At 62.9% G+C, this 12,157-nt stretch carries 7 protein-coding genes; 6 read left to right on the top strand and 1 reads right to left on the bottom strand.

Annotation, left to right across the window (positions count from 1 at the left end):
- The first annotated feature begins 45 nt into the window (after window positions 1-45).
- From P3R38_RS19750 to tadA, 5 genes are all read left to right on the top strand, one after another.
- A complete protein-coding gene (locus P3R38_RS19750) occupies window positions 46-603 on the top strand; it encodes a hypothetical protein (protein ID WP_023382080.1) in 558 nt (185 codons plus the stop codon).
- Between the two features lie 86 nt (window positions 604-689).
- The gene (guaB, locus tag P3R38_RS19745; RefSeq protein WP_023382079.1) at window positions 690-2,159 is read left to right on the top strand and encodes an IMP dehydrogenase; all 1,470 of its coding nucleotides are present in this window, start codon (window positions 690-692) and stop codon (window positions 2,157-2,159) included.
- Window positions 2,160-2,237: 78 nt separating this feature from the next.
- The gene (gene guaA, locus P3R38_RS19740) at window positions 2,238-3,815 is read left to right on the top strand and encodes a glutamine-hydrolyzing GMP synthase (RefSeq protein ID WP_023382078.1); all 1,578 of its coding nucleotides are present in this window, start codon (window positions 2,238-2,240) and stop codon (window positions 3,813-3,815) included.
- Window positions 3,816-4,293: 478 nt separating this feature from the next.
- Window positions 4,294-5,676: a multicopper oxidase family protein gene (locus P3R38_RS19735; RefSeq protein WP_023382077.1), complete on the top strand. Its 1,383-nt coding sequence runs from the start codon at window positions 4,294-4,296 to the stop codon at window positions 5,674-5,676.
- The gene (gene tadA, locus P3R38_RS19730) at window positions 5,676-6,155 is read left to right on the top strand and encodes a tRNA adenosine(34) deaminase TadA (RefSeq protein WP_104881326.1); all 480 of its coding nucleotides are present in this window, start codon (window positions 5,676-5,678) and stop codon (window positions 6,153-6,155) included. The genes P3R38_RS19735 and tadA overlap by 1 nt, the downstream gene beginning before the upstream one ends.
- Window positions 6,156-6,359: 204 nt before the next feature.
- Here tadA and mltF read toward each other — a convergent pair whose 3' ends face one another.
- Window positions 6,360-7,817 (bottom strand): membrane-bound lytic murein transglycosylase MltF, encoded by a 1,458-nt coding sequence (gene mltF, locus P3R38_RS19725; RefSeq protein WP_023382075.1) that lies wholly within the window; start codon window positions 7,815-7,817, stop codon window positions 6,360-6,362.
- A gap of 438 nt (window positions 7,818-8,255) precedes the next feature.
- Here mltF and purL point away from each other — a divergent pair, with 438 nt between their 5' ends.
- Window positions 8,256-12,155 (top strand): phosphoribosylformylglycinamidine synthase, encoded by a 3,900-nt coding sequence (purL, locus tag P3R38_RS19720; protein WP_023382074.1) that lies wholly within the window; start codon window positions 8,256-8,258, stop codon window positions 12,153-12,155.
- Window positions 12,156-12,157: the final 2 nt, after the last annotated feature.

Below are 12,157 nucleotides of genomic sequence, written 5' to 3'. Positions count from 1 at the left end.
CGTTAGAATTGCCTCATTACCGCAGTCCGTAGGCTCGCTTGCTTGATGAACACCCAAAGCATCATCGTTCCGAAACTTTCCACCGTGCCCGTGCACGAAGCCCGTGCCAGGGCCATCCTGCGCTGGCTGGTGCGCGAGAAGATCGTCGAGGAGCACCTGACCACCTGTGGTCGAACCGGCAACCGCATGGGCCATGCCCTGTCCGAAGGCGCGCGCAAGGTCGCGCTGCATCCCGAGAAACTGCCTTTCGGCGAGCAGGTCAACGGGCTGGAAGTGGTGCTCAAGCGCTGCATCTATACCCCGACCGAAGGTTTTCTCGAAGAGGCCGGCTGTCCGGAGTGCCGCCGCGAAGTGGGCGAGCCGCTGTTCGAAAGCCTGGAGGAGTGGATGCCCGGCGTCAGCGATAACTTCACCTGCCCGCTGTGTGGTTTCGAAGATGACATCAATGGCTTTCTCTTCCTCCAGCCATGTGCCTTTTCCAACCTGGGATTCATCTTCAACAACTGGGGCGAGGCCGGATTCACCCAAGCCTTCCTTGACAGCTTCGCCGACTGGCTCGACCAGCCGGTGGCGGTGGTACAGGTAAAAGTGCCACGCGCCTGACCGAAGGCCCCTTTTTTGCATTGAGCGGCGCGCCGTGGATGAGTATAATGGCGCGCTTCCATTTTTCCCGCCCGGGAGCCCCCGCGATGCTGCGTATCAGCCAAGAAGCCCTGACCTTCGACGATATCCTCCTTGTACCTGGTTATTCCGAGGTACTGCCCAATGAAGTCAGTCTCAAGACCCGTTTGACCCGTGGCATCGAGCTGAACATTCCGCTGGTTTCCGCTGCCATGGATACCGTGACCGAAGCGCGCCTGGCCATCGCCATGGCCCAGGAAGGCGGCATCGGCATCATCCACAAGAACATGACCATCGAACAGCAGGCCGGCGAAGTCCGCAAGGTCAAGAAGTTCGAGGCTGGCGTGGTCAAGGACCCGATCACCATCGACGCCGACGCCACCGTGCGCGACCTGTTCGACCTGACCCGCCTGAACAACATCTCCGGCGTTCCGGTGCTGGCGAACGGTGACCTGGTCGGTATCGTGACCTCCCGTGACGTGCGCTTCGAAAGCCGTCTGGACGCCAAGGTCCGCGACGTGATGACGCCAAAAGAGCGTCTGGTCACCGTTCGCGAAGGCGCCGACAAGAACGAAGTCCGCGAGTTGCTGCACAAGCACCGTCTGGAAAAAGTCCTGATCGTCGACGACAAGTTCAACCTCAAGGGCATGATGACCGTCAAGGACATCGAAAAGGCCAAGGCCTACCCGCTGGCCAGCAAGGACGACCAGGGTCGTCTGCGCGTTGGCGCCGCCGTCGGTACCGGCAAGGACACCGGCGAGCGCGTTGCCGCCCTGGTTGCCGCTGGCGTTGACGTCGTCGTCGTCGACACTGCCCACGGTCACTCCAAGGGTGTCATCGACCGCGTTCGCTGGGTCAAGGAAAACTACCCGCACGTGCAGGTGATCGGCGGCAACATCGCCACCGGCGCTGCTGCCAAGGCCCTGGCTGAAGCCGGCGCCGACGCGGTCAAAGTCGGTATCGGCCCAGGTTCCATCTGCACCACCCGTATCGTCGCCGGTGTCGGCGTGCCGCAGATCAGCGCCATCGCCAACGTTGCCGCTGCACTGGAAGGCACGGGTGTCCCGCTGATCGCCGACGGTGGCATTCGCTTCTCCGGTGACCTGTCCAAGGCCATCGTTGCTGGCGCCTCGTGCGTGATGATGGGTTCGATGTTCGCCGGTACCGAAGAAGCACCGGGTGAAGTCGAGCTGTTCCAGGGCCGTTCCTACAAGGCTTACCGCGGCATGGGCTCGCTGGGTGCGATGGCACAGGCGCAAGGCTCCTCGGACCGTTACTTCCAGGACTCTTCGGCCGGTGCCGAGAAGCTGGTTCCGGAAGGCATCGAAGGCCGCGTCCCTTACAAAGGCGCCCTGGCTGCGATCATCCACCAGCTGATGGGCGGCCTGCGTTCGTCCATGGGCTACACCGGCAGCGCGACCATCGAAGAGATGCGTACCAAGCCGGAGTTCGTGCGCATCACCGGTGCCGGCATGGCCGAGTCCCACGTGCATGACGTGCAGATCACCAAAGAAGCCCCTAACTACCGCGTAGGTTGAGGCTTCCAGCTACAACAGAAAGCGGGGCTGTCATGACAGCCCCGCGTCGTTTCCGATTTCCACTGACGAGATTGAGTCATGGCCCTCGACATTCACGCTCACCGCATCCTGATCCTCGATTTCGGTTCCCAGTACACCCAGCTGATCGCCCGCCGCGTGCGCGAAATCGGCGTGTACTGCGAGCTGCATCCGTTCGACATGGCCGATGAAGCGATCCGCGAATTCAACCCGCGCGGCATCATCCTCGCCGGCGGCCCCGAGTCGGTCCACGAAGCCAACAGCCCCCGCGCTCCACAAGCGGTATTCGACCTGAAGGTCCCGGTGCTGGGTATCTGCTATGGCATGCAAACCATGGCCGAGCAGATGGGCGGCAAGGTCGAAGGTTCCGACCTGCGTGAGTTCGGCTATGCCCGCGTTGATGTAGTAGGCAAGAGCCGCCTGCTCGATGGCATCGAAGACCACGTCGATGACGACGGTGTACTGGGCCTGGACGTGTGGATGAGCCACGGCGACAAGGTTACCCAGATGCCGGGCAACTTCCACGTGCTGGCCAGCACCCCGAGCTGCCCGATCGCCGGCATGTACGACGATGCCCTGGGCTACTACGGCGTGCAGTTCCACCCGGAAGTGACCCACACCAAGCAAGGCGGTCGCATCCTGTCCCGTTTCGTTCAGGACATCTGCGGCTGTGAAGCCCTGTGGACCCCGTCCAACATCGTCGAAGACGCCATTGCCCAGGTTCGCGAGCAAGTCGGTTCGGCCAACGTCCTGCTGGGTCTGTCCGGCGGCGTCGATTCCTCCGTGGTCGCCGCGCTGCTGCACCGCGCCATCGGCGACCAGCTGACCTGCGTGTTCGTCGACAACGGTCTGTTGCGCTTGCACGAAGGCGACCAGGTCATGGCCATGTTCAAGGAAAACATGGGCGTCAAGGTCATCCGCGCCGACGCTGAAAAACAGTTCCTCGACAATCTGGCCGGCGAAGCCGACCCAGAGAAGAAGCGCAAGATCATCGGCCGCACCTTCATCGACGTGTTCGATGCCGAAGCCAGCAAGCTGGAGAACATTCAGTTCCTCGCCCAAGGCACCATCTACCCGGACGTGATCGAGTCGGCTGGCGCCAAGAGCGGCAAGGCTCACGTGATCAAGTCGCACCACAACGTCGGTGGCCTGCCGGAGGAAATGAACCTCAAGCTGGTCGAGCCACTGCGTGAACTGTTCAAGGACGAAGTGCGCAAGATCGGCCTGGAGCTGGGCCTGCCGTACGACATGGTCTACCGCCACCCGTTCCCGGGCCCAGGCCTGGGCGTGCGTATCCTGGGTGAAGTGAAGAAGGAATACGCCGACCTGCTGCGTCGCGCCGACCACATCTTCATCGAAGAACTGCGCAAGGCAGACTGGTACCACAAGACCAGCCAGGCGTTCGTGGTGTTCCAGCCGGTCAAGTCGGTGGGTGTCGTTGGCGACGGTCGTCGCTACGCCTGGGTCGTGGCCCTGCGTGCCGTCGAGACCGTGGACTTCATGACCGCTCGTTGGGCGCACCTGCCATACGAGCTGCTGGAGACCGTCAGCGGCCGTATCATCAACGAAATCGACGGTATCTCGCGCGTTACCTACGACGTGTCGAGCAAGCCGCCAGCCACCATCGAGTGGGAATGAGTTGAGCCACAGGGGCGCCGCAAGGCGCCCTTGTCGTTAATGCGCCAGGCTCGGCGCGTTGCGCATCAGTGCAACCCGCTTGGTAGTGGTGGCCAAGCGGGTGACTTGGAGGTGAAAGTCCTCTGCACACCCGGCGACGGCACGTGTTAGCCAGGGGCAAGGGTGTCGCGACTGCGGATCTGTAGGAAGCCCGAGGCAAGGTGCTGGCCTGGCGAACAGCAAGCCGATAGAGGCGGCACGGCGGGGTAAGGTTGCATTGACCACCAAAGCCCGATACTTGCACGCAATGCTGTACGGTAGCGTGAGAGGACAGCGGGTGCAAACCCGCCTCCAACTCGATTCCACCGCCCGAAGAGGCTCGAAACCAGCGATACAATCCTTCACTTAATATTTCCCATTTGCAGGTGTATCGTATTCGCCCTTCATCGCCAGCGGCTGCTGGCAGACTGATTGCGCCGAACACGAGGTACCCGCACCGATGTCCTTCACCCGTCGACAAATGCTCAAAGGCCTGACAGGCCTGGTTGTGGTAGGCCTGGGCGCCGGAGGGGCGGCGCGGTACTGGCTGGGCAAGGTCGAAGACGAGAACGCCGGGCACGACTACGAGTTGATCGCCGCCCCCTTGGATGTGGAGCTGGTGCCTGGCTTCAAGACCGAGGCCTGGGCTTTCGGTCCGTCGGCCCCAGGCACCGAATTGCGGGTGCGACAGGGCACCTGGCTGCGGGTGCGCTTCATCAACCACTTGCCGGTGGAAACCACCATCCACTGGCATGGTATCCGTCTGCCGCTGGAAATGGACGGTGTGCCATACGTCTCACAGTTGCCGGTCAAACCAGGCGAGTATTTCGACTATAAATTCCGTGTGCCGGACGCCGGCAGCTACTGGTATCACCCTCATGTCAGCAGTTCCGAGGAGCTGGGGCGTGGCCTGGTCGGACCATTGATCGTCGAGGAGCGCGAGCCCACCGGATTCCGCCACGAGCGCACGCTGAGCCTGAAGAACTGGCACGTGGACGAGCAGGGCGCCTGGCTGCCCTTCAGCATTCCACGCGAGGCGGCGCGCAACGGCACGGCTGGGCGGCTGATCACCATCAATGGCCAGCCGGACTCGGTCACCGAACTGCCTGCCGGCCAAGTGGTGCGCGTGCGCCTGCTGAACCTGGACAACACCTGGACCTACCGGCTCAACCTCAAGGGCAACTGCGAGGCGAAGATCTATGCCTTGGACGGTAATCCCGTCACGCCGCGCCCGCTGGAAGACGAATACTGGCTTGGCCCTGGCATGCGTATTTGCCTGGCCATCCGCATTCCAGAGGTGGGAGAGGAGATTTCCCTGCGCGATGGCTTCGTGCGCCTGGGCACCCTGCGCTCCGTGGCCAGCACTGATGCGCCCAGCGATTGGCCGCCGGCTTTGCCGGCCAACCCGATCGCCGAACCGGACCTGGAGAATGCCCAGAAGCTGAACTTCAATTTCGAATGGGTTGGTAAAGTGTCGGTCAACACCGAGAACGGCAAGCCGCCTAGCCTGTGGCAGATCAACGGCCAGGCCTGGGACATTACCGACAAGACCTGCGCCGACCGCCCCATCGCTACGCTGCAGAAGGGCAAGAGCTACATCTTCGAGTTGAAGAACATGACCCAGTACCAGCACCCGATTCACCTGCACGGCATGAGTTTCAAGGTAATCGCTTCCAACCGCCGCGACATCGTCGAGCCTTGGTTCACCGACACCTACCTGCTGGGCAAGAACGAGCGGGCACAAGTCGCGCTGGTGGCCGATAACCCAGGCACATGGATGTTCCATTGCCATGTCATCGACCACATGGAAACCGGCCTGATGGCCGCGATTGCGGTGGTCTGATGCGTGCGCAGATCATCGATCGCAGCCGCGATCAGGAATTCATGCGCCTGGCACTGGCCCTGGCTGCCGAGGGCGCGTCGATGGGCGAGGTGCCGGTGGGCGCGGTGCTGGTGCAGCATGGGCAGGTGATCGGCCAGGGCTTCAACCGGCCGATCATCGACAGCGACCCCAGTGCCCACGCCGAAATGGTGGCTATTCGGGCGGCAGCCAAGTCAGCCTGCAATTATCGCCTGCCTGGCAGCACCCTGTACGTGACGCTCGAACCTTGCAGCATGTGCGCGGGGCTGATCGTGCATTCGCGGGTGGCGCGGGTGGTGTATGGCGCGCTGGAGCCCAAGGCGGGTATCGTGCAGAGCCAGGGACAGTTCTTCAGCCAGGGGTTTCTCAACCACCGGGTGATGTTCGAAGGCGGGGTGCTGGCCGAAGAGTGTGGGCAGCTCCTGAGTGAGTTTTTCAAGGCTCGCCGGGCCAAGGCCTAGGCCCTGTACGAAAAGCCTTGATACGCGGTGATGCTGCGTTGAAAACAGCCTCGGTAGGCTCATTCACAACCCGTAAACGCCGCTTCCTCGGCTGTTTTCGCCTTGCCTGAGCTTCATCCCAAGACTTTTCACTCAGCCTAGCGCTGCCCAGGGGCTGTGCACAGCCTGTAGGAGCCGGTTTGCCGGCGGTCAGGCCGTGAAGGTTCACATCGGCGGCGATTGATCCGCTGGTTTGTCCTTGTTGACCCCGGGCACATGCAGGCTGCCCTCGGCCACCTGGCCCTCGAGCTGCGGCTGGGTCACCCAGGTGAGGATGTCGTAGTAACGACGAATGTTGGCCACGAAATGCACCGGTTCGCCACCGCGGGCATAGCCGTACTTGGTCTGCCGGTACCACTGCTTCTGCGACAGGCGCGGCAGCATTTTCTTCACGTCCAACCACTTGTTCGGGTTCAGCTTCTCGCGCTTGGCCAGGGTGCGGGCATCTTCCAGATGGCCAGTGCCGACGTTGTATGCTGCCAGGGCGAACCAAGTGCGGTCCGGCTCCTGAATACTGTCATCGAGCTCTGCCTTGATTTTCATGAAGTACTTGGCACCGCCCTGGATGCTTTGCTTCGGATCCAGCCGGTTGGATACGCCCATGGCCTGGGCGGTGCGCTGGGTCAGCATCATCAGGCCGCGTACGCCGGTCTTGGAGGTGACTTCCGGCTGCCACATCGATTCCTGGTAGCCAATGGCGGCCAGGAGGCGCCAATCGACCTTCTCGACCTTGGCGTAGCTTTTGAAATGTTTCTCGTACTTGGGCAGGCGTTGTTGCAGATGCTGGGCGAAGGTGTATGCACCGACATAGCCCAGTACGTCGACATGGCCGTAGTAGCGATCTTTCAGGCGCTGCAAGGTGCCATTCTTCTGCGCCTTGTCGAGGAACTCGTTGACCTCGTTGAGCAGGCTGTTGTCGTCACCCGGAGCCACCGCCCAGCGCTGGTCGCGGGTATCGCCCAGGTCGAAGGCCACCCGCACGTTGGGGAAATAGACCTGGTTCATGGCCAGCTCATTGGAATCGACCAGAGTCAGGTCGATCTGGCCTTCATCCACCATGCGCAGCAGGTCGACCACCTCGACGGCGTCCGACTCTTCATATTGCAGGGACGGGTACTGTTTTTTTAGCGCGGCCAGCTGGTCGGCGTGGCTGCTGCCCTTGAGCACCATGATTTTCTTGCCGACCAGCCCCTTGGGGTCGGTGGGGCGTGGGCGGCCGTTGCGGTAGATGACCTGTGGGGTCACTTCCAGATAGGGGTGGGAGAACCGGGCCTGGGTCTGGCGCCGTTCACTGCTGACAAGGCCCGCCGCTGCGAGCACCGGACCGGAGGGTTTGTTCAATTGGTCGAACAGTTCGTCGAGGTTGTCGGCGGTCTCGATCTCCAGCTTCACGCCGAGATCATCGGCGAAATGCTTGACCAGCTCGTATTCGAAGCCGGTTTCGCCGTTACGATCCTGGAAGTAGGTGGCCGGGCTGTTGCGGGTAATCACGCGCAGCACACCATCCTCCTTCACGCGCTCCAGGGTGCTGGGTTTTTCAACACAGGCACCGAGCATCAGAAAGAGTCCGGTTGCGATGAGCCATCTGGCGCAGCGCTGGCGCAAAGCAGTGTGGGCGAACATAGGTTGCAGTATACGCAAAGGACCGGCCCCGCCATATCTCGACAACGGTTAGCTTGTCTGGTAGCGGGTTATGTGCTGCGCCTGTGCCTAAGGTGGCCGGCTTTAGGGGGAGTGGGGATGGGAGATCGAGCGCCGCCTGCACGGCGCATCGCGAGCAAGGCTCGCTCCTGCAGTTATGCCTGTGGGATTCGCGCGCGTTCGTCACTGGCATTACTGGCTCGAAACAAGCGTAGGAGCGAGCCTTGCTCGCGATGCGCCGTGCAGGCGGCGTTCGATCCCCCAGGCCCTGCGCCTCTCAATCCAATCACTCTAAATTTCTGACCCGAAAGTCCGGTTCCACCGCCCGGCAGCCGTGGCGTAGAGCGGGTGCCGAAAGTTATCGAATTAGGCTAGAATGCACGGCCTCTAAGCACACCCCTTCCTGAGGCTGTCCCGACGATGTTGATCCTGCGCGGCGCTCCTGCCCTTTCTGCCTTTCGCCACGGTAAATTACTCGAGCAACTGAGCCAGAAAGTCCCCGCTGTTACTGGTTTGTATGCCGAATTCGCCCATTTCGCCGACGTCGACGGCGAGCTGACCGCCGACCAGCAGCAGGTGCTGGGCCGTCTGCTCAAGTACGGCCCGAGCGTCCCGGTACAGGAGCCAAGCGGCCGCCTGTTCCTGGTCGTCCCGCGTCTGGGCACCATTTCGCCCTGGGCCAGCAAGGCCAGTGACATCGCCCATAACTGCGGCCTGCAGTCGATCCAGCGCCTGGAGCGTGGCATCGCCTACTACGTCGCGGGCAACCTGAGCGACGCCGACGCCGAAGTCATCGCCGCCGAGCTGCACGACCGCATGACCCAGCGCGTCCTGGGTCAGCTGGAACAGGCAGCCGACCTGTTCAGTCACGCCCAGCCCAAGCCAATGACCTCGGTCGACATCCTGGCTGGCGGCCGCGCGGCCCTGGCCCAGGCCAACGTCGACCTGGGCCTGGCCCTGGCCGAAGACGAAATCGACTACTTGGTCAACGCCTTCCAGGGCCTCAAGCGCAACCCGAACGACATCGAACTGATGATGTTCGCCCAGGCCAACTCCGAGCACTGCCGCCACAAGATCTTCAACGCCAGTTGGGACATCGACGGCCAGGCTCAGGAAAAGAGCCTGTTCGGCATGATCAAGAACACCTACCAGATGCACAGCGAAGGCGTGCTGTCCGCGTACAAGGACAACGCCTCGGTAATCGTCGGTAACGTCGCCGGTCGCTTCTTCCCGAACCCTGAGACCCGCCAGTACGGTGCGGTACAGGAGCCGGTGCACATCCTGATGAAGGTCGAGACCCACAACCACCCGACCGCCATCGCCCCGTTCTCCGGCGCCTCCACCGGCTCCGGTGGCGAAATCCGCGACGAAGGTGCTACCGGTCGCGGCGCCAAACCCAAGGCTGGCCTGACCGGCTTCACCGTTTCCAACCTGCGCATCCCGGGCTTCGAACAGCCATGGGAAAAGCCATACGGCAAGCCAGGCCGCATCGTCGACGCCCTCGACATCATGGTCGAAGGCCCGCTGGGCGGCGCTGCGTTCAACAACGAATTCGGTCGCCCGGCCCTGACTGGCTATTTCCGTACCTTCGAGCAGGCCATCAACACCCCGCGTGGTGAAGAAGTCCGCGGCTACCACAAGCCGATCATGCTCGCAGGCGGCATGGGCAACATCCGTGAAGACCACGTGCAGAAGGGCGAGATCACCGTCGGTGCCAAGCTGATCGTGCTCGGTGGCCCGGCCATGCTGATCGGCCTGGGCGGCGGCGCTGCCTCGTCGGTCGCTACCGGTGCCAGCTCCGCTGACCTGGACTTCGCCTCGGTACAGCGCGAAAACCCGGAAATGGAGCGCCGTTGCCAGGAGGTCATCGACCGCTGCTGGCAGCTGGGCGACAAGAACCCCATCGCCTTCATCCACGACGTGGGTGCAGGTGGTATCTCCAACGCCTTCCCCGAACTGGTCAACGACGGTGGCCGCGGTGGTCGCTTCGAGCTGCGCAACGTGCCCAACGACGAGCCGGGCATGGCCCCGCACGAAATCTGGAGCAACGAGTCGCAGGAACGCTACGTGCTGGCTGTCAGCGCCGAAGACTTCGAGCGCTTCCAAGCCATCTGCGAACGCGAGCGCTGCCCGTTCGCGGTAGTGGGTGAAGCCACCGAAGAGCAGCACCTGACCGTCACCGACAGCCATTTCGGCAACACGCCGGTGGACATGCCGCTGGACGTGCTGTTGGGCAAGCCGCCGCGCATGCACCGTTCGGTCACCCGCGAAGCCGAGCTGGGCGATGATTTCGACCCGAGCGAGCTGGACCTGGACCAGGCCGTCGAACGTGTCCTGCATCACCCGGCGGTTGCCAGCAAGAGCTTCCTGATCACCATTGGCGACCGCACCATCACCGGCCTGGTGGCACGCGACCAGATGGTCGGCCCGTGGCAGGTGCCAGTGGCCGACTGCGCCGTCACCGCCACCAGCTTCGATGTCTACACCGGTGAGGCCATGGCCATGGGCGAGCGTACCCCGCTGGCTCTGCTGGACGCCCCAGCCTCCGGCCGCATGGCGATCGGCGAGACCCTGACCAACCTGGCAGCGGCGCCAATCGCCAAGCTTTCCGACATCAAGCTGTCGGCCAACTGGATGTCCGCCGCCGGTCACCCGGGTGAAGACGCTCGCCTGTACGACACCGTCAAGGCTGTCGGCATGGAGCTCTGCCCGGAGCTGGGCCTGACCATTCCGGTCGGCAAGGACTCCATGTCGATGAAGACCAAGTGGAGCGATGACGGCGTCGAGAAGAGCGTCACCGCGCCGATGTCGCTGATCGTCAGCGGCTTCGCCCCGGTTACCGACGTGCGCAAGACCCTGACCCCGCAACTGCGCATGGACAAGGGCGAGACCGACCTGATCCTGGTCGACCTGGGCCGCGGCAAGAACCGCATGGGCGCCTCGATCCTGGCCCAGACCTACGGCCAGATCGGTGCCCAGGCACCGGACGTCGACGACGCCGAAGACCTCAAGGCCTTCTTCGCCGTGATCCAGGGCCTGAACGCCGATGGTCACCTGCTGGCTTACCACGACCGTTCCGACGGCGGCCTGCTGACCACCGTGCTGGAAATGGCCTTTGCCGGCCACTGCGGTCTCGACCTGCAGCTCGACACGCTGACCGACAACCGCAAGGACGTACCGGCCATCCTCTTCAACGAAGAGTTGGGCGCGGTGATCCAGGTTCGCCAGGATGCCACTCCGGACGTGCTGGCCCAATTCAGCGCCGCCGGCCTGGGCGAAGGCTGTGTGTCGGTGATCGGCAAGCCGGTCAACAACGGTGACGTCTCCATCAGCCTCAATGGCGAAGTGCTGTTCGACGACGAGCGCCGCATGCTGCAGCGCCAGTGGGCCGAGACCAGTTACCAGATCCAGCGCCTGCGCGACAACGCCGACGGTGCCGATCAGGAATTCGACCTGCTGCTCGAAGAAGACAACCCAGGCCTGTCGGCCAAGCTGGGCTATGACGTCAATGACGACATCGCCGCGCCGTACATCAAGAAAGGCGTACGTCCACAAGTGGCGATCCTGCGTGAGCAGGGCGTCAACGGCCAGGTCGAGATGGCTGCCGCGTTCGATCGCGCAGGCTTTGCCGCCATCGACGTGCACATGAGCGACATCCTCGCCGGCCGTGTCGATTTCGCCGATTTCAAAGGCCTGGTGGCCTGTGGTGGCTTCTCCTACGGTGACGTGTTGGGTGCCGGTGAGGGCTGGGCCAAATCGGCACTGTTCAACGCCCGTGCCCGCGATGCCTTCCAGGCCTTCTTCGAGCGTACCGACAGCTTCGCCCTGGGCGTGTGCAACGGTTGCCAGATGATGTCCAACCTGCACGAGCTGATTCCGGGCACCGAATACTGGCCGCACTTCGTGCGCAACCGCTCGGAGCAGTTCGAGGCGCGCGTGGCCATGGTCGAGGTGCAGAAGTCCAACTCGATCTTCCTGCAGGGCATGGCCGGTTCGCGCATGCCAATCGCCATCGCCCACGGTGAAGGCCATGCCGAGTTCGCCAGCGAAGAGGCACTGCTCGAAGCCGATGTGTCCGGTTGCGTGGCACTGCGCTACGTCGACAACCATGGCAAGGTCACCGAAGCCTATCCGGCCAACCCGAACGGCTCGCCGCGTGGTATCACCGGCCTCACCAGCCGCGATGGCCGTGTGACCATCATGATGCCGCACCCGGAGCGCGTGTTCCGTGCTGTGCAGAACTCCTGGCGCCCGGATGAGTGGCAGGAAGACGCACCCCTGATGCGCATGTTCCGCAATGCGCGCGTTTGGGTGAACTAAGG

The sequence above is a fragment of the Pseudomonas sp. NyZ480 genome, from assembly GCF_029537255.1.
In the GTDB taxonomy this organism is placed as follows: Bacteria; Pseudomonadota; Gammaproteobacteria; order Pseudomonadales; family Pseudomonadaceae; genus Aquipseudomonas; species Aquipseudomonas taiwanensis.
Note: the sequence above shows the minus strand (reverse complement) of the source record. Positions and strands in the feature narration are given on the sequence as shown.

Coding starts and splice junctions, on each gene's coding strand:
- guaB (WP_023382079.1), top strand. CDS start 690: ATGCTGCGTATCAGCCAAGAAGCCCTGACCTTCGACGATATCCTCCTT.
- mltF (WP_023382075.1), bottom strand. CDS start 7,817: ATGTTCGCCCACACTGCTTTGCGCCAGCGCTGCGCCAGATGGCTCATC.
- P3R38_RS19735 (WP_023382077.1), top strand. CDS start 4,294: ATGTCCTTCACCCGTCGACAAATGCTCAAAGGCCTGACAGGCCTGGTT.
- guaA (WP_023382078.1), top strand. CDS start 2,238: ATGGCCCTCGACATTCACGCTCACCGCATCCTGATCCTCGATTTCGGT.
- tadA (WP_104881326.1), top strand. CDS start 5,676: ATGCGTGCGCAGATCATCGATCGCAGCCGCGATCAGGAATTCATGCGC.
- purL (WP_023382074.1), top strand. CDS start 8,256: ATGTTGATCCTGCGCGGCGCTCCTGCCCTTTCTGCCTTTCGCCACGGT.
- P3R38_RS19750 (WP_023382080.1), top strand. CDS start 46: ATGAACACCCAAAGCATCATCGTTCCGAAACTTTCCACCGTGCCCGTG.